This is a genomic window from Nocardiopsis chromatogenes YIM 90109 (genome assembly GCF_000341185.1).
Lineage (GTDB): Bacteria > Actinomycetota > Actinomycetes > Streptosporangiales > Streptosporangiaceae > Nocardiopsis_A > Nocardiopsis_A chromatogenes.
The window spans coordinates 1-18,001 of the sequence record NZ_ANBH01000259.1; the positions used below are offsets into that span (position 1 = coordinate 1).

The 18,001-nt window shown below is 75.5% G+C and carries 13 protein-coding genes and 1 pseudogene; 6 read left to right on the forward strand and 8 right to left on the reverse strand.

The window, feature by feature from the left end; genetic code table 11:
- Positions 1-179: 179 nt before the first annotated feature.
- Positions 180-482, reverse strand: coding sequence for a hypothetical protein (locus D476_RS0124015; RefSeq protein ID WP_017626466.1), 303 nt, complete (start codon positions 480-482; stop codon positions 180-182).
- A 64-nt stretch (positions 483-546) separates the two neighbouring features.
- Positions 547-858 (reverse strand): hypothetical protein, encoded by a 312-nt coding sequence (locus tag D476_RS0124020; RefSeq protein ID WP_017626467.1) that lies wholly within the window; start codon positions 856-858, stop codon positions 547-549.
- Positions 859-1,016: 158 nt separating this feature from the next.
- On the opposite strand from D476_RS0124020, the gene D476_RS0124025 reads away from it, so the two are divergent.
- Entirely contained in the window at positions 1,017-3,011 is a 1,995-nt protein-coding gene (locus tag D476_RS0124025; protein ID WP_017626468.1) for a glycosyltransferase, read from the forward strand.
- Between the two features lie 28 nt (positions 3,012-3,039).
- Here D476_RS0124025 and D476_RS0124030 read toward each other — a convergent pair whose 3' ends face one another.
- The 5 genes from D476_RS0124030 to nagA all read right to left on the reverse strand — a co-directional run bounded on the left by D476_RS0124030 (position 3,040) and on the right by nagA (position 12,693).
- Positions 3,040-6,630 carry a bifunctional glycosyltransferase/CDP-glycerol:glycerophosphate glycerophosphotransferase gene (locus D476_RS0124030; RefSeq protein ID WP_017626469.1) on the reverse strand — a complete coding sequence of 1,197 codons (3,591 nt, stop codon included), beginning with the start codon at positions 6,628-6,630 and terminating at the stop codon, positions 3,040-3,042.
- A 129-nt stretch (positions 6,631-6,759) separates the two neighbouring features.
- On the reverse strand, positions 6,760-9,201 hold the full coding sequence (locus D476_RS39825) for a glycosyltransferase family 4 protein (protein WP_017626470.1): 2,442 nt from the start codon (positions 9,199-9,201) through the stop codon (positions 6,760-6,762).
- Positions 9,198-9,452, reverse strand: coding sequence for a hypothetical protein (locus tag D476_RS39355; RefSeq protein ID WP_017626471.1), 255 nt, complete (start codon positions 9,450-9,452; stop codon positions 9,198-9,200). Before D476_RS39355 ends, D476_RS39825 begins: the two co-directional genes overlap by 4 nt.
- A 538-nt stretch (positions 9,453-9,990) precedes the next feature.
- Positions 9,991-11,424 (reverse strand): MFS transporter, encoded by a 1,434-nt coding sequence (locus tag D476_RS0124045; RefSeq protein ID WP_017626472.1) that lies wholly within the window; start codon positions 11,422-11,424, stop codon positions 9,991-9,993.
- Between the two features lie 117 nt (positions 11,425-11,541).
- Complete coding sequence (gene nagA / locus D476_RS0124050) at positions 11,542-12,693, reverse strand: N-acetylglucosamine-6-phosphate deacetylase (RefSeq protein ID WP_017626473.1); 1,152 nt, start codon at positions 12,691-12,693, stop codon at positions 11,542-11,544.
- A 486-nt stretch (positions 12,694-13,179) separates the two neighbouring features.
- Between nagA and D476_RS0124060 the strand changes: the two genes are divergently transcribed.
- The 3 genes and pseudogenes from D476_RS0124060 to D476_RS36640 all read left to right on the forward strand — a co-directional run bounded on the left by D476_RS0124060 (position 13,180) and on the right by D476_RS36640 (position 14,488).
- Positions 13,180-13,698 carry an NADPH-dependent FMN reductase gene (locus D476_RS0124060; protein ID WP_017626474.1) on the forward strand — a complete coding sequence of 173 codons (519 nt, stop codon included), beginning with the start codon at positions 13,180-13,182 and terminating at the stop codon, positions 13,696-13,698.
- A gap of 95 nt (positions 13,699-13,793) precedes the next feature.
- Positions 13,794-13,865 (forward strand): annotated as a pseudogene (locus tag D476_RS39830) (hypothetical protein); the annotation flags it as partial.
- Between the two features lie 68 nt (positions 13,866-13,933).
- On the forward strand, positions 13,934-14,488 hold the full coding sequence (locus D476_RS36640; protein WP_275041568.1) for a tyrosine-protein phosphatase: 555 nt from the start codon (positions 13,934-13,936) through the stop codon (positions 14,486-14,488).
- 25 nt (positions 14,489-14,513) lie between these two features.
- On the opposite strand, the gene D476_RS0124070 is transcribed toward D476_RS36640, so the two are convergent.
- On the reverse strand, positions 14,514-15,428 hold the full coding sequence (locus tag D476_RS0124070) for a hypothetical protein (RefSeq protein WP_017626476.1): 915 nt from the start codon (positions 15,426-15,428) through the stop codon (positions 14,514-14,516).
- Positions 15,429-15,559: 131 nt separating this feature from the next.
- Here D476_RS0124070 and D476_RS0124075 point away from each other — a divergent pair, with 131 nt between their 5' ends.
- Positions 15,560-17,809: an acyl-CoA dehydrogenase gene (locus tag D476_RS0124075; RefSeq protein ID WP_017626477.1), complete on the forward strand. Its 2,250-nt coding sequence runs from the start codon at positions 15,560-15,562 to the stop codon at positions 17,807-17,809.
- A 6-nt stretch (positions 17,810-17,815) separates the two neighbouring features.
- A partial coding sequence (locus D476_RS34330; protein ID WP_040726919.1) for a hypothetical protein occupies positions 17,816-18,001 on the forward strand: 186 nt, incomplete at its 3' end.

Below are 18,001 nucleotides of genomic sequence, written 5' to 3' on the forward strand. Positions count from 1 at the left end.
ACACCCAGGCTGACTCCTTCTTCGTCCTTGCGATGGACGCACCTGGACACCGCTCGCCACGGACCTGATCCGAGAAACACGCCCTAGGGGCGCCGCAATCCATCGAAGGGACCACGCGCGATACCGGCCATAGGGGGTGAGCGGGTGGTGCAGCGGCGTTCCCGTTCCGCTGGCGGGCCTCAGGGGTCGAGGTGGCGGAGTGCCTCCTCCCAGCGGGCGCGCCGGTCGGGGAGGGGCTGTTCCCACCACGGGGTGCCGCGCTCGCCCAGACCGGTCTTGGCCGTATGCACCCGGGTGCGGGCCCGCCGTTCGGCCTCCCGGTCGCCCGCGCGGCGTGCCGCGGCCACGGCGCGCCGTGCGTCCATCAGGTGGTGCACCAGGCGGTGGCGCACGTCCTCGGGCAGCTCCGGGTCCGAGGCGCGCCACCGGCGTCCCCCGATCAGGACATGGTGCCCGTCCCCGGAGCGCGCCGCGTCCCCCATTCCCCGGTCATTCCCGGCCGGGAACGCGGCCACTCGCCCGTGGAGCGGATCCGGGACCCGCCGGTCATCGGTCCGTGGCGCCCACCAGCCAGGCGACCTTCCGGGCGGTCAGCGGGATGCTCTCGCTGGTGCCCAGGTGGACGCCGAACGACGCGAGGAAGGCGTGGCCGTGCTCGCGGCGCTCGCAGCCCACGTCCTCCACCGCGTACTCGGACTCGGGGTTGCTCACTCTCAGCACCGGGGGCTCCCGGCGGATCACCCGTGTGCCCACGCCGTACTTGACGAGGGCCTCGGCCAGGCGCGAGAGCTGCTCGCTCTCGGCCGTCTCGGCGGGCGGCGGCGCCGTACCGGAACGCGCGTTCTTCTTCTTGGCCATGGCGCCTCCTCACGCTCGGAATGCCTTGACTCCACTGCCATTGTCACCCTGGGTAGCGTTACTGAACCGTAGCCGCGGGTGCGACACGCCGGATCGGTCGTGGCGGGCGGCCTGACCTGGGGAGATGGTGGCGGTCAGGACCCAGGGGGAGGGGCACCGTGAAGATCGCGTTTCTCATCGTGGACCGCGACCACATCGGAGGTGTGGTCAGCGCCGTGCACAACATGGCGGGGGCGCTCGCAGCGCGGCACGAGGTGGAGGTGGTGGCCCTGCGCAGGGCCCAGACCGCGTCCGCGTTCCCGCTGGACGCGCGCGTGCGGGTGGTCAACCTGACCGACGTGCGCCCCGAGTCGCCCACCGGCGACGCCGAGGACCCGCTGGCGGTGCGGCGGCCGAAGGTCTACCCCGACGACGGCGGTCAGGCCCCGCCCAAGGTGAGCCGCCTGACCGAGCTGCGCCTGCTGCGCTACCTGGCCGAGACCGACGCCGACGCCGTGGTCAGCTCGAACCCGAAGATCACCGTGGTGCTCGCACGCGCCGAGTGCGGGGACCGCCTGCGCCTGGCCCAGGAGCACTCGCACCCGTGGGCCTACGCGCCCGACCTGAAGCGGGAGGTGTACGCGGCCTACCGGTCCATGGACGCGGTCACCGTGCTCACTCCGGAGACCGCCGAGCGCACGCGGGCCGACGCCGGCGGCGGTCATTTCATGCCGGTGGTGCCCAACTGCGTGCCCCCGGCGGGCGGGGGCGTGCCGAGGGCGTCCGGGGCGCCGCTCGTCGTCACCGGCGGGGTGCTCAAGCCGCACAAGGGCTTCGACGTGCTGGTGGAGGCGTTCGCGCAGGTGAGCGCGGAGTTCCCGGAGTGGGGCCTGCGCATCCACGGGGGCGGCCCCGACCGGCGGCGGATCCGGGAGGCGATCGAGCGGCACGGCGTGTACGACCGCGCCCACCTCATGGGCCCGACCGAGCGGCTGCCCTGGGAACTGGCCAAGGGGGCGGTGTTCGCGCTGCCCTCCAGGCGGGAGCCGTTCGGCAACGTCCTGGTGGAGGCCATGTCGCTGGGGCTTCCGGTGGTGAGCGCCGACTGCGACCACGGGCCGCGCAACATCATCACCTCCGGCAAGGAGGGGCTGCTGGTGCCGCCCGGCGACGCCGGTGCCATGGCCGGTGCCCTGCGGGAGGTGCTGGGCGACTCCCGCCTCCGCGCGGAGATGGGCGAGGCGGCGCGGACCGGTGCCGAGCGGTTCGGCGCGGGACCCAGCGCCGAGCGGTTCGAGAGGGTGCTGGAGGAGGCGGCCCGGCGGCGCTCCGCACGGTCGGTGCGCGGCCGCATCTCCGTGGAGGAGGGGTCGGGCGACGTGCGGATCGACCTGGAAGGGGCGCCGGAGGGGGCGGAGGTGGTCCTGCACCGGCGCACCGGGGCCCGGGGCGGGGGCGGAGCCGAGGCGGCGGTGTTCCCCGTCGAGGGCGGCACGGCCCGCGTTCCCCGGCAGGTGGGCCCCGGGGAGGGGGAGTGGACGGTCGCGGTCCGCCGTCCCGACGGCGTCGAGGCGGCGGTCGCGGACGGAGGCTGCGACTCCGCCGGGTACCTGGCGGCGCCGCGGCTGTCCCGCGAAGCGCCGGGGCTGCGCGCGCTGCTGCCGTACGTCGCCGAGGACGGCGTCCCGGCGGTGCGCAGCCGTGTGCGGACGGTCCATGCCGAGGTCCGCTCCGTGCGCACCGGCGGGGACCGGATCACGCTCCGTGGAGACCTGTGGGGCGCCGGGCTCGGGGCGGGGGCGCGGGTGGAGGCGGTGCGCCGGGAGAGCGGTGCGGGCGAGGTGTCGGCCCCGGCGGAGCCGACCGGCGGGGGAGGGTTCCGGCCGGTCCTTCCCGCGCGCGCCTTCGCGTCCCGCTACGGGGGCGGGGAGGCCGTCTGGGACCTGTGGCTGGTCCCGGAGGAGGGGGCCGAGCGTACGGGGCTGTGCCGCCTGGACACCGACGTGCTGCGGACGACCCCGGTGTTCACCCACCCGGAGGCGGTCGTTCCGGGCCCGCGCCGCCCGGGGGCCCGGTCGGGCCCGCTGGGCCTGCTGAAGCGGCGGAGGTACGCGGTGCGGGTGTACTTCTCCAGCGCGGACCGCCTGGCGGTGAAGGTCGTCCCGGCCCCGTGACGGCGGTCCCCGTCAGCGGCCCTTCGGGTCAGCGGTCCTTCGGATCCGCGCCCTCCGGGGTGTCGGCTTCGGCCGTGCGCTGGGGCGGGAGCGGGGCGGCGCCCCCGCCGAACACCGCGTCCACCACCCGCGCCGCCGCCTTGCCGTCGTCCAGGGGGCAGAACCGGTCCACGAACGCCTCGTACCGGTCCCGGTGGTCCAGCCGGACGGCGTCCGCGGCGCGGACCGCCTCCACCAGGTGCTCCTGGTCCTCGACCAGCGGCCCCGGCGCGACCTCCTCGAAGTCGAAGTAGAAGCCGCGCAGCCGGTCCCGGTACTCCTCCAGGTCGTAGGTGTAGAAGAGCATCGGACGGCCGGTGTTGGCGAAGTCGAACATCAGCGACGAGTAGTCGGTCACCAGCACGTCGGTGACCAGGAACAGCTCCTGCACCTCCGGGTAGGCCGACACGTCCCGGACGAAGCCGTCGCCCGCGCCCGGCACCCGGTCGACGATGTTGGGGTGGCGGCGCACCAGCAGCACGTGCTCCCCGCCCAGCGCCTCGCGCATGCGCTCGATGTCCAGCCGCAGGTCCAGCTTGTACTTGCCGGGCGAGTAGAACTTGTCGTCCCGCCACGTCGGCGCGTACAGCACGACCTTCTTCCCCTCGGGCAGCCCCAGGCGCCCGCGCACCCTGCGCGCGGTCTCCGCGCGTTCGGGCGAGTGGAAGATGTCGTTGCGCGGGTACCCCGTCTCCAGGACCGTCCCCTCGAAGCGGAAGGCCCGGCGCAGGATGGGCGTGGCCCACGGGCTCGGCGAGACCAGGTAGTCCCACTGCCCCACCTCGCGGGCGAGGCGCTCGTGGTAGGAGGCGTCGTGCGAGGCGAACCGGACGTTCTCGATGTCGAACCCGATCCGCTTGAGCATCGACCCGTGCCAGGTCTGCACGACCCGCTGCCCCTCGCGCTTGTCGAACCACTGCGGCAGGTGCGCGTTGGTGACGATCACCTCGGAGGTCGCCAGCGCCTCGAAGTACTCCCGGCTCCCGTGCGGGACCGGCCGGAGCTCCGGCGGGGTGCGCACCTGGCGGTCCCGGACCAGCCACAGCGACGGTGCGGCCGCCCCTCTGCGGCGCAGCTCCTCGGAGATCACCCGCGGGCTGTCGGAGTACTGCTTGCCCGAGTAGCTCTCGAAATAGACCTGGGACCGCACCCGCAGCTCCCGCAGCCCCGGGTAGACCTCCTCGCGCAGGCGCTTCTGCGCCCGGGAGCCGCGCTCTTCGGGGAGCAGGGCCGGGCCGACGGTCAGCTCCGGTGCGGTGCGGTCGGCGGCGTCGAGGACCGCCGGGCACTCCGGGGCGTCGTGCGCGGCGGGGAGCCCGCCCAGCAGCCCGGGGGCGGCGCGGACCGGGATGAGGCGCGGGAGCGGGCCGTCGTGGGCGCGGTCGCCGTCGGCCGCCATGAACAGCCGGTAGGTGCCTGAGGCCAGGGGGAGCGTGCCCAGGGGATGCGGCACCGCGTCGACCGGGATGCGCGCCTCGAACCCCTCCCCGTCCACGGCCATGGGGACGGCGATCTCCTCGTGCCGCCCCTTGGCCTTGACGACCAGGGAGCGATCGTCGGCGGAGTCCCCGCCCCCGGGCAGGGTTCCCTGGAGCACGAGCTCGCGCCCGTCCCAGCGTGCCGCCTCCAGACGCGGCTGGGGGACGGACACGTGGATGAGCGCGTCGCCGCGCTGGTCCTCCTCGACGGCCAGGCAGTGGTCCCCGTACAGGTGCGGGTGCGCACCGGCCCCGTCCAGCGTGAGCGCGCGCGGTTCGGTGCCGGGCGCGACCGCCCGGATCTCCCAGCGCTCACCGACCGCCGGTCCGCCGGGGGCGCGCCTGCGCTCCTCGAACCCGTCGGCCAGCGTGTCCACCGGGACCGGGCAGCGGAAGCGCCCGTCCGCGCCGACCTCCAACGGCACCTCCAGGGTGCGGTCTCCGGGCAGGCGGCGCAGCCGGAGGGCGGACCCCGGCGGCGGGTCGGCCAGCACACCCTCCAGCACCAGGTCCCCGTCGCGGAGCGCGTACCCGGTGACGGCGGCGGACCCGTCGCTCACGACCAGGCGCAGGCCGCCGGTCCACACCGGGCGTGCCGTGAGGCCGGGCCCGACCTCGGCTGTCTCGGGGCGGCGCGGCGCCCCCGCCACGGGGTGGGCGAGCGCGGCCGTGCGGGCAATGCCCCGGTTGAGCACGGTCAGCTCGATCCGCCATTCGCCCGCCCGTGGAGCCGATCGCCCGCCCAGGGCGCGCGGGTCCACGGTGACCCGGTACCCGCCCCAGTCGTGGCGCGCCCCGGCGTCGCCGGGCGCGGCGGGGTACTCGGCGGCGCGCAGGGTCTCCACCGGCAGCCGGTGCCGCCTCCCGGTGGCGGTGTCGACCGCGTGCGCCCGCACGAACTGCTGGTAGCGGCGGTTGGGCCGCAGGTGCTTCAGGCAGACCCGGCCCTCGACCACGAGCCGCCCGTCCTCCCAGTCGACCCGCTCGGCCTTCTGCCGGAGCACCAGCTCGTCGTCGAGGCGGTAGACGCGCCGGGGCACGAGGGCGCGGCGGTCGTCCTTGAAGGGGTAGTCGCCGTAGAAGCGCAGACCGTGCCGGACGGCTTGGACGCGGCGGTGTCCGCCGTCCCGCTCGAAGGACAGGACGTGCAGCAGCCGGTCGAGGTCGCGGCGGCGCACCAAGTGCCATTTGAGGCGCTCGAAGGCGGGCAGCCGGGTGAGCGCGCGCGGGTGGCCGTGTCGCATGTACTCCTCGGCCAGGTCGCAGAAGAGGGTGCGGAAGGCGTCGTCGGCGTCCCCGAGGAGCTGGAGGAAGATGCGCAGGTCGCTGCCGAGGGCGATGGCGTCCCAGCGCATCCGGTCCCGGGGGTGGGCGTGGCCGGCCAGGAAGTCGGCGGTGGCGCGTACCGCCCGGTAGCGGTCGCGCAGGCCCCTGGGGTGCAGGCGGTCCTGGGTGATGGACGGGTCGTCGCCGGGGCGCTCCCGCCACAGGTAGACGGGGGCGGTGTGCACGTCCACCGCCGTGGCCAGGAAGTGCGCGGGGATGGCGACGCTGATGTCCTCGTAGAGGACGCCTTCGGGGAAGGCGAGGCCGTGCCGGTCCCAGAAGTCGCGCCGCCACACCTTGTTGGTGGCCAGGCGGTCGGTCAGCAGGTTCTCCCGGCGGGTGACGTGGGTGCCGACGGCGGCGTGCCGGAAGGTGCGCCGGTGCATGGGGGACTGGCCGCTGCCGAGCTCGTTGTAGCGGTGGACGTTGCCGGTGGCGAAGTCCGAGCCGCTCTCCCGCAGTCCGGCGACCATGGCGCCGAAGGCGTACGGGGGGATGGCGTCGTCGCTGTCGACGAAGGCGAGGAAGTCGCCGCCGGAGTGCCGGATCCCGGTGTTGCGGGCGGCGCCGAGCCCGGCGTTGTCCTGGCGGACGAGCCGCACCCGCGGGTCCCGTTCGGCGTGCTCGGCGGCGATGCGGGCGCTGCCGTCGGGGGAGCCGTCGTCGACGACGACGACCTCCAGGTCGCCGAGGGTCTGTCCGCGGAGCGAGCCGAGGCAGGCGCCGAGGTACCGCTCGACGTTGTAGACGGGGACGATCACGCTGAGAACGGGCATGTTCGGTCCAATCGGAGCCGGTCCGGCGGGACGGACGCCATACGTCCGTTCAGTAGTCATGTAACTACTCAGTGTTATTCTTTGCGGTGTATGACACGCATTTCCGGCGTGATCGCCCCGTCCGGCGCCCTACCCGCGCCCCCTCCACAGGCGTGAGAGGACGGGGACGTGGGACACGCGCCTGCGCACGGCCGCGAGCAGGCGCACCGGGGCGTGCTCGATCACCGTCCCCCGCCCCTTCGCCGGGCCCGCCACCGCGTACACCGGCACCGGGCCCCGCCACCACCTCTTCCGGAGCCGCGGGCCCGGGTAGGCGGGGAAGGACCGGACCGTGTCGGCGCCCCGGCCGTGCACCTCCAGACGCCAGCGGCCGAACGGCAGGCGGCCGGGCCCCGCCAGGTCGACCGCCGCCGTGAACCGCACCCCGGCGGGGGTGCGGGCGCACGTGACCGGGAGGTCGACCGGGTCCCCCCGCCCGCGCTCCGGGACCAGGCGCACCCCGACCTCCCCGGGCCCGGCCCCGAGGGTGCGCACCGTCCCCGACACCTCGAACCGGCACCGCCGCGGCAGCCAGCACACGGACACGTCCGGGACCGGTTCCCGCCCCGCGCCGCCCCCGCCGCCGCGGCGCGTCCGCACGGCCAGGTGGCCGCCCGCGGTGATGTAGGGCTCGACCCGCATCGGCCCGTGCCCGGTGCCGTCCGCACCGGTGTGCTCGGTCCCCGGGTAGGCGCACGCCCGCTTCCAGTCGCCCGCGCCCAGAAGGCACCGGCCCACCAGGTGGTCGCCCCGGCCGTTGCGCAGACGGACGTCCCAGACCGCCTCGTCCTCCTCCGCGCCCCCGTCCACGAGCCCCGCGCCCGCCTCGGCGAGCGCCCCGACCGGCACCAGGGCGCCGAACCGCCCCGACGCGTCCACCGGGCACGGGAACCGCAGCTCGGCCCCCGGGCCGCCGCGCGCGGCCAGCACCAGCTCCGCTTCCAGGTCGGGCCCGGTCGACCCGAGCACCGTCCCCGACACCGCGATCCGCTCGGCGGCCACGGCCACCTCGCCCACCTCGGCGAACCGGTCGGCGTGCCGCGCCGCGACCCGCAGCCTCCCGCCGGGCCCGCGCTCGGGCACCGCCACCGCCAGCCGCTTGACCGTCCGCGGCTCGTGCGGCGCGGAGCGCAGGTCGACGAGCGAGGCGGGCACGGGCACCGGCGCGCCCCCGCCGTCGCTGCGGAGCACGTCCCACCGCGTGGTGCCCTCCGGGAAGTCCCGCGGGTCGACGTGCACCGTCCGGGCGCCCCCCGGGCACACTTTGCGCTCCTCCCGGCCGGCGGCCCCCGCCCCGACCGCGCGCAGCACCATCAGGCCGGGCGGCGTGGTGAACCGCAGCTCCAGCACCCCGTCCGACCCGAGCGCGGCCGTGCGCGGAGCGGGGGCCGCCGTCCGGGGCCCGCCCCCGGCCAGGTCCCAGAAGAGGGCCTCGTGCATCCGCGCCACCGACTCGGGCGCGTACCGCGCCGAGTTGCGCAGCGCCGCCGCCCCCATCCGGGCGCGCAGGGCGTCGTCGCCCATCAGCCGGTCGAGCCCGCGGGCGAACGCGTCGGGGTCCTCGTTCTCCACCAGCAGCCCGTCCTCGCCGTGCCGCAGGATCTCCGCCGGGCCGTGCGGGCAGTCCGAGGACACCACCGGAACCCCGGCCCGCATCGCCTCCACCAGGATCATCCCGAACGGCTCGTCCCGGGACGGCACCGCGCACAGCGACGCCAGCGGCCACACCTCGTCCATGCGCGGGTGCGCCCCCATCATGAACGCGCGGTCCTCCAGCCCCAGCGCGTGGATCTGGCGGCGCCGCGCCTGCACACCGTCGCCCCGGCCGAACACCCGAACCGTCCAGTCGGGATGGTCCCCGGCCACGCGGGCGAACGCCTCCAGCAGCAGGTCGAACCCCTTCATCCCGGTGACCCGCCCGGCGGCGACGATGCTGGGCGGGCCGCCGCCCCACGTGCGCAGCTCCGGGGCGGGCACGCAGTTGGGCACCGCCTGCACCCGCACCCCGCCAAGGCGCATGCGGGCGCGGTAGGTCGCCGCGTCGGTCTCGGTGACCGGGGAGAGGGCGTCGAGCCTCCGGTAGTCGCGCGCCATCGTGCGCAGCAGCGCGCGGTCGTACATCCGGAAGGTGAGGTGCTCCTGCCCCACGACGGCCGCCCCGTCGGGTCTGAGCCGCGCCAACAGGATGTTGATCCCGGCGCGCGTGCCCACCACCACGTCGGGCCCGGCCTGCGCGAGCCGCTCGGCGATCAGGGCGTCGGTCAGGGCACTGTGCGCCCCGTAGTGCTTCTCCTCCACGGGGTAGAGCTGCGACGGCCGGTCGGCCCCCGGCCCGGCGGGCTCGCGGACGTCGACCAGCCAGGTGACCCGGACCGACGGGCCCACCGGCAGCACCGGGTCGTCCCGGTGCCGGAACACCGAGACCACCTCGACCTCGTGCCCGAGCGCCGCCATCGCCTCGGCCTGGTTGACCACCGTCCGGATGGTCCCCCCGATCCCGTACAGCGTGTGCAGCAGGTAGACGATCCTCATGCGGTGTACCCCTCCCAGGGCGCTCTGAGGGGGAAGTAGTTCCCCAGGAACGCCCCCATGAGCCTGAGCTGTTCGTCCCGGGGGACGGGGCCGGGCGGCGCGTCCGTCAGGCAGAACACCTCGTGCTTGCGCCGCTGCAGGGCTTCGAGCCGCGGGTGCTGGCCCGGGTCGCCCACATCGACGTAGGCGTAGGTGATCGACCCGGGGAACGCGCGCCCCGTGAGGTGTGCGTAGTAGTGGTGCAGCGGCACGTGGGCAGGTCGGCCTCGGCGAACAGGGCCGTGTGGTCGACGACCCGCACCCCCGGGTGCGCTGTGTCCGGCCAGGCGGGCACCTGGCCGTCGAGGGCGTCGGCGCAGTGCTCCAGGGCGCGGCGCGCGAGCAGGCCGGTGGAGAGCGGACCGGCCCAGCGGTGCGCCAGAACGGGGCGTCCGCGGTGCAGGGCCGGGGTGAGGCGGGCGTCGGCCTCCAGCAGCGACCGCCACCGCAGGGCCAGCAGCCGGGTGCGGGCCCCGGAGGGGACCCGGCCGAGTGCGGCGGTCGCGCCCCGCCTGAGCCTCCGCGCCAGCGGTGTGGTGATGGAATCCAGCAAGGCAGGCGTCCCCTTAGCCGTATCGATCGGTCCGGTACGGCTGCGCGGAGGGAAGGCGCAGCACACGGTGCTCGTCCTTCTTTGCGAGAGGGGACGCAAAGACCCGGTATGCGGTTGTTCCGTGGCGATCAGTGTCGCGTAAACAGGGGATGAGCGGACGGTGACACGCCGTTCACGCCCGGTTCAAATTCCGCCGCTCAGTGCTGGAGCGCCAGCCGCTCGGCCTCCGCGTGGTCGGTGGCTGCGGGCCGGGCCCCGGGCAGCGGGCGGCCCGCGCTCTCGGGCATCCTCGCCACGACGAGGACGCCGACGGCACCGGCGACCAGCATCAGCAGCGCGGGCGCGTACAGGTTGCCGGTGGCCTGCACCAGCGCCTCGGCCATCAGCGGCGTCGTGCCGCCGAACAGTGACACCGACACGTTGAAGCCGATGGCCAGCCCGGCGTAGCGGACCTTGGTCGGGAACAGGGCGGGCAGCGACGACGGCACCACGCCGGAGAAGTGCACGAGGACGACGGCCAGCAGCAGCGCCCCGGCGAACGCGGCGGCCCGCCCCTGCTGGAGCAGCCAGAAGGCGGGCAGGGCGGCGGCGATGGTGAGCACGCTGCCGCTCATCAGCAGGGGGCGGCGGCCGAACCGGTCGCTGAGCTTTCCCATCCGGGTGACCAGCACCAGCATCGCCGCCATCGCCACCAGGGTGATGACCAGGCCGTGGGTGCCGGTGTAGCCGAGCTCGTCGGTCAGGTAGGTCGGCATGTAGGCGGTCAGGATGTAGTTGTTGACGTTGAAGACCAGCACCAGGCCGATGCACAGGCCCATGGCGCCCAGGTTGCCGCGGACCGTGTCGATGACCTGCCGCAGTGGGCCGGGGCGGGCGGCGGCGTCGGCGAAGGTGTCGGCGGCGGTGGTGAAGGCCGGGGTGTCCTCCAGGCGCAGGCGGATGTACAGGCCGACGGCGCCCAGCGGCAGGGCGAGCAGGAACGGGACGCGCCAGCCCCAGGCGGCCATCTGGGAGTCGCTGAGGACCACGGTGAGCAGGGTGACCACCAGGGCGCCGCCCGCGTAGCCGCACACGGTGCCGAACTCCAGCCACGAGCTGAGGAACCCGCGGCGGCGGTCGGGGGCGTACTCGCCGATGAAGGTGGTGGCGCCGCCGTACTCGCCCCCGGTGGAGAAGCCCTGCACCATGCGGGCCAGGAGCAGCAGGACGGGGGCCAGGAAGCCGACGGCGTCGTAGACGGGGAGCAGGCCGATGCTGAAGGTACCCAGGGCCATCATGAGCATGGTGACGGCCAGCACCCGCTTGCGTCCGATCCGGTCGCCGAGGGGGCCGAAGAACAGGCCGCCGGCGGGGCGGATCAGAAAGGCGGCGGCGAAGGTGCTGAAGGTGGCGATGAGCTGCCCGCCCGCCGAGGCGGTGGGGTAGAAGAGGTGGCCGATGGTGGCGGCGAGGTAGCTGTAGACGCCGAAGTCGTACCACTCGGTGGCGTTGCCGAGGGCGGAGGCGAACACGGCGCGGCGCACCGTGCGCCGGTCGGTGACGTTGACCGGCCGCCGCTGCGGGGGGACCGGCCCGCCCTCCCCGCCGCCCGCGGCGCCGCCTCCCGCCGCACCGTCCCCCGATCGGGCCATCCCCGCTCCTCACCCCGCCGGACCGCCGCCGGTCGCGGCGGCCCCACCAAGTATCACTGTGAGTAGCCATTCGGGGTGGAATATGACGCACCGTGTCGCCGTGGGGGAGGGGTCCCGCTACGGTTTCCTCACCCACGCGCCCCGGTACATCACCCCGGCGACCGACAGGTCGTCGTCCAGCACCACCAGGTCGGCCCGGTAGCCCTCCGCGAGTTCGCCCACGCCCTCGATGCCCAGGGCCCGTGCCGGGACCGACGTCGCCGAGCGCGCCGCGGTCGCCAGGTCGACGCCCTCCACGGTCTCCACCGCCCGCCGGACCGCGTCCGGCAGGACGATGGTGCTGCTGGCGATGGTCCCGTCCTCCACCAGGCGCGCCTCGCCGCCGCTCACCCGTACCCGCAGCTTGCCCAGGGTGTACTCGCCGTCGCCCAGGCCCGTGGCGGCCATGGCGTCGGTGACCAGGCTGACCCGGTCGCCCCCGGCGGCCTCGAAGGCCACCTGGGCGGCGGCCGGGTGGACGTGCACGCCGTCGTTGATCAGCTCGAGGGTCACCCGCTCGTCGGTCAGGGCCGCCCCGATCGGGCCCGGCTCGCGGTGGTTGAACGGGCGCATCGCGTTGTACAGGTGGGTGGCCACCCTCGCCCCGGCGTCGAAGGCGGCACGGGCCTGGTCGTAGGTGGCCTCGGTGTGGCCGACCGCCACCGTCACCCCCTGCGAGGCGGCCGCCGCGACCAGCTTCAGGGCGCCGGGCAGCTCCGGGGCGACGGTGACCATCCGCAGGTGGCCGCGGGAGGCCTTGAGCAGGGCGTCGAACTCGCCCGTGTCGGGGTCGCGCAGCAGCGCCGGGTCGTGCGCCCCGTGCCGGTCCGGCGAGATCCAGGGCCCCTCCAGGAACATCCCGGCGATCAGCCCCTCGTCGGCCAGGTCGGCCAGCGCCCGCACCTGGTCCAGGGTGTCCTCCGGGGTGGCCGCGACCAGCCCGCCGACCAGCGTCGTGGCCCCGTTCGCGCGGTTGAACTCCACGATCGAGCGGAGCCGCTCGGGGTCGGTCTCGGTGAACGCCGCCCCCGCCCCGCCGTGGATGTGCGTGTCCACCGTCCCGGGCAGCACGGTGCGCCCGCCCGCGTCCACGGCGGCGCCCGCCCCGGCCGGGGGCGCCCCGGCGCCCAGGCCCGTGATGGCCCCGTCCTCGGTGCCCAGCCACCCGTCGACGAAGCCGTCGGGGGTGAGCAGCCGTGCGTTGGTCAGGGTCGTCCGGCTCGCGCCCATGCTCGGTGGTCCTCTCTCGGCTGTGCCCGATGCCACACCCGGGGGGTGCGACATTTCCGCCCATGATGCATTGACCATAGCGCCGGGGCCGCCCATGATGGTGGGCATGTCCGCCGGTGAGCTGCTCGTACAGCGCCTGCATGTCGACCTCAGACAGCAGGCCAGCGCCCTGTGTCTTAGCTAGCGCCGTTCGGGGGCACGCCCCCGCCCACCGGTGGTGTTCCCGCCTTCCCTCCGCCCGGCTCCCGGCGCCCTCCGCGCGCCCGCCCGCCGACCCGTGTCGACGGCACCCGAGCCTGCGGCCGCGCCCGGCACATCGGCCCGGCCCTACGGGAGGCGCGGTCCCTCCCGGTGGCGTCGTTTCCACCGCTTCCACAGCCCGACCGGCGCGAACCCCGCGCGGCGACGCCGCCCGCGTACGCGCCCGACGCCCCACACGCGCTTCGCGCGGCCCCGCGGCCGCGCCGCCAGCAGCAGGAGACCGCCATGATCCGTTTCACCGTGCTCGTCGCCGACCCCGATCCCCGTTCCGCCCTCGCCGCGGCCGCCGCCCGCGCCGCCCGCGCCCTGGCCGACCAGGCCGGGGTGGACGCCGAACCGCACACCGTCGACCTGGCCGAACTCGGCCCGGCGCTGCTCGCCGCCGACGCGGGGCGGGACGTCACCGACGCCGTCGCGCGGGTGCGCGAGGCCGACGTGGTGCTGGTCGCCACGCCGCAGACGCACGGGTCCTACACCGGCCTGCTCAAGGTCTTCCTGGACCGGCTGCCCGAGCTGGGGATGGGCCGCGGGGTGGCGGTGCCCATGGCCGCGGTGCCGGACCTGCGCAACGGCCGCAACATCGAGGAGGACCTGCGGGTGCTCCTGTCCGACCTGGGGGCGTGGGTGCTGGAGCCCGCGCTGCTGCTGGCCGACGCCGAACTCGCCGACCCCGCCGAGGTCATCGGCGCCTGGGCCGAGGTGGCCGCCCCGGCCCTGGGCCAGGCGGTCGCCGTCTCGGCGTGACCTGAGCCCGGGCACGTACCGGATGCGGCCCCGGCCGCATCCGGTCACGGCGCCTTCCGCGCCGCGACGGCAGGGCCGGGCCAGCCTGCCCTCCGATGAGCGGATCACGGAAGGTCACCTGGGACGGCTTCTTCAATGCGCGCGGTCTCGGAGGGCTGCCGACCCGCGATGGGCGGACCGTCCGGAGCGGCGCCTTCATCCGGGCGGCGCCTACGATGCCGGGGTCCGAACCATCGTGGACCTGCGCAATCCCGAGGAGATTGAGCCGGGCCCCGGCGAGGGGCTGCCCGCAGGAGGAGGGGCGACGGCGTTTCCTGCCGCGCCTGGACGGAAGTCCGCTCCGGCCGGGATGGTGCGTTCGGAGATCCCCTTGGACGACGCCTCGGACGTCCGCTTCTGGGAGGACGTGGCCCGTCGGCGGTTGCACGGCACCCCGCCCTACTACCGCTCCTTCCTTGAGCTCAAGAAAGAGCGGTGTGCCGCGGTGTTCACCGCCTTGGCCCAGGCCGGGCCCGGAGGCGTCCTGTTCCACTGCGCGGCCGGGCGCGACCGCACCGGACTGGTCGCGCTGCTGCTCCTGGCCCTGGCGGGCGTCGAGGACGGGGCGATCGCCGACGACTACGAGCTCTCCACGCCCGAACCCGTCCCCCTGTTCGCGGAGATGGGGCACGAGGACCAGGGGCCGGAGATCGCGGCCGTGCTGGCCGAACACGGACTGACGGCCCGGAAAGCCGTCTTCGGCGTCCTGCCGGAGGACCTGGACGCGGTGCGGGCACGGATGCTCGGCTGACCGGCACCACGGACGGGGGCGGTGTCTACGGCGTCTGCTGTGCCGTCCCGGCCGCCTCGCGCATGCGGGTGGTGTCGGCTTCGGCCGTGGCGCCGTTGCCGCGGACCAGGACCACCACGACCAGGGTCAGGGCGAACCCGCCCGCGCGCAGGGCCAGCATCACCGGGTCGTCCGGCAGGGCCTCGCTGAAGATCAGGGTCCCCAGCACCACCATGAACACGTTGCCCGCCACGTTGGCCACCGGTGCGGTGATCGACGCCCGCGCGCGCTGCATCGAGGTCTGGAACAGCACGATCCCGACCGCCCACCCCAGCGCGTACAGGTACGGGAACGGCGACGCCAGCGCCGGGAGCACCGCCCCGGGCAGGCCCTCGTCGGCCAGCAGTCCGCCCAGAGCCTTGCCCTGCAGTCCGGCCGTGCCCTGGGCCAGTCCGGCCGCCGCCCCCATCGCCGCCGAGGACACGTAGCGCCCCCCGCCCGACGCCAGGGCCACCGCGCCCACGCACGCCACCACCGTGCCGATGCTGACGGCCAGCAGGAGCGGCAGGTCCGGCACGGTGCCGGTGGCGCCGCCCTCGCCCAGGGACAGGCTCAGCAGCAGCAGCGCCACCGGCATCAGCCCCAGCGCCGCCTTCTCCCCGCGGGTGATGGGGTCGCCCAGCACGAGCGCGGTCAGCAGCAGCATCACGGCGATACCGCCCGCGAACGCGGGCTGGACCACCGACACCGGTGCCAGGCCCAGCGCCACCACCAGGCCGAGGCTGCCGACCGCCGCCATCGCGCACCCGCCTACCCAGCGCGGGTCGGACAGCAGCACCTTCGCCAGGTGCAGGGGGCGCCGCACCCCGATGGAGGGCGCGCCGTGCAGCGCGCGCTGCTCGACGGCCAGCCCGATCGAGTAGACCGCCGCCGAGAGCAGGGCCGCGAGCAGTCCGAGCACGGGTCCCGCCTTTCTGGAACGCGTTCGCGCACCGGAGAGGTCCGGTGCGTGTCGTCCGATGGTAGTTGACGGCGTGTATATAACCAGTTCTAGTCTGGCTGCATCGGCGACCGACCCCCCAGGGAGCTGCCATGGCGATCGGACTGACCGGAGAGCACGAGGAGCTGGCGGAGGCCGTCCGCGGGTGGATCGGGCGCCTGGACGCCGGGTGGGAGGACGGCTCCGGCGCCCACGCGCCGCCCCCCTTCTGGACCGGCCTCGCCGACCAGGGCCTCCTCGGCCTGCACCTGCCCGAGGAGTACGGCGGCCAGGGCGCCGGGCTGCTGGAGCTGGCCGCCGCCCTGGAGGAGGTCGGCCGCGGACTGCTGCCCGGCCCGTACACCCCCACCGTGCTCGCCGCCGCCCTCATCGACCGCTGGGGCGCCCCCGCACTGCGCGCCCGCCTGCTGCCGGGGCTGGCCGACGGGGCGACCGTCGCCGCGTTCGCCCCGGGCCCCGCCCTGGACGCCGAGGAGGACCCGGACGGGCGGCTGCGCCTGACCGGCACCCTGCGCCCGGTCCCCGGCGGCGCCCAGGCCGCCGTCGTGGTCGCCCCCTACCGCCTCGACGGGCGCGAGGGGTGGGCCGTGCTCGACGGCGCCGACCTGCGCGCCGAACCGCTGACCCCCCTCGACCGGGGCCGCGCCGTCGCCGCCCTGCACGCCGACGGCGCCGCCGCCGGCGGCGACGCCCTCCTGCAAGGCCTGGACCGGCGCGACGCCGAGGGCCTGGCGGCGGTCCTGCTCGGTGCCGAGGCCGCCGGGGTGGCGGCCTGGTGCATGGAGACCGCCGCCGAGTACGCCAAGGTCCGCGTCCAGTTCGGCCGCCCCATCGGCGGCTTCCAGGGCGTCAAGCACCGCTGCGCCCGCATGGCGGTCGCGGTCGAGCAGGCGCGGGCCGCGGTGTGGGACGCCGCACGCGCCTATGACGAGCTCAGGGACGACACCGGCGGGACCGCCCCCGACCACGCCCGCTTCGCCGCCGCCGTCGCCGGGCTCACCGCCCCCGACACCGCCCTGGAGTGCGCCCGCGACTGCATCCAGGTCCACGGCGGCATCGGCTTCACCTGGGAGCACGACGCCCACCGCTATCTGCGCCGCGCCTCGGCCCTGCGCGTCCTCGCCGGGGCCGCCGCCGACCGGGCCGCCGACGCCGCCGATCTGGCCCTCGCCGGACGGCGGCGCACCGTCTCCATCGGCCCCGAGGTGGGCGCCGAGGAGCAGCGGGCGCGCATCCGCGCCGACGCCGACCGGCTGGCCGCCATCGGCGATGAGCGCGAGCGCTTCACCGCCCTCGCCGACGAGGGCTGGGTGATGCCGCACCTGCCCCGGCCCTGGGGCCGCGACGCCTCACCGCTGGAACAGGTCCTCATCGAGCAGGAGAGCCGCCGCGCCGGGGTGAAGGGCCCGCGCCTGGCGATCGGCGCCTGGGTGCTGCCGTCCCTGGCCGTGCACGGCACCCCCGAACAGCAGGAGCGGTTCCTGCGGCCGACCCTGCGCGGCGAGATCACCTGGTGCCAGCTGTTCAGCGAGCCGGGCGCCGGGTCGGACCTGGCCTCGCTGTCCATGCGCGCCGAGCGGGTCGACGGCGGGTACCGGCTCACCGGGCAGAAGATCTGGACATCGATGGCGCAGGCCGCACAGTGGGGCATCTGCCTGGCCCGCACCGACCCGGGCGCCCCCGGCAAGCACGCGGGCATCACCTACTTCCTCGTGGACATGGCCGCGAGCGGGGTGGACGTGCGGCCGCTGCGCGAGCTGACCGGGCAGGCGCTGTTCAACGAGGTCTTCTTCGACGGCGTGTTCGTCCCCGACGACCAGGTGGTGGGCGCGCCCGGCGACGGCTGGCGGGTCGCCCGCACCACCCTGGGCAACGAGCGCGTGGCCCTGTCGTCGGGCGGCGGCATCGGCGCGGGCCTGGACGAGGTGCTGGGCTTCCACCGGGCCGGGCCCGAGCCGGACGGCTGGGGCGCCGCACCTCCCGCCGACGCCGGGGCCGACCGGGAGGCGAAGGTGCGGGTGGGGCGGCTCGTCGCCCAGGGGCAGGTGCTGGAGCTCCTGGGCCTGCGGGTCACCCTCAAACGGCTGTCCGGCACCGAGCCGGGGGCCGAGGCGAGCGTCCGCAAGCTGCTGGGCGTGGAGTTCTCCCAGCGCGCGGCCGACCACCTGTGGGAGGCGCAGGGCGGGGCGGCGGTGTGCGAGGAGCCCGGCGAGGCGACCGGGGTCTGGGCGTGGTACATGCTGTTCGGCCGGTCCATGACCATCTACGGCGGCACCACCGAGGTACAGCTCAACATCATCGCCGAGCGGCTGCTCGGCCTACCGCGGGACCCGGAGGACTAGGCGGGCGTGTCGGAAGCGGACGGCGGCCCCGGCGAGGGCGCCGAAGAGGAAGACGGGAAGGGCGAGGGCGGCGGGCGGTCCCGCCGCTTCGCCCTGCCCTGGCGGCGGGCCGGGGGAGCCGCGGCCTCCGAGCACCCGGAGCCCTCGGCACAGGCCGGGGAAGGGGCCGCCGAGGAGGGGCCCGCCGGGAAC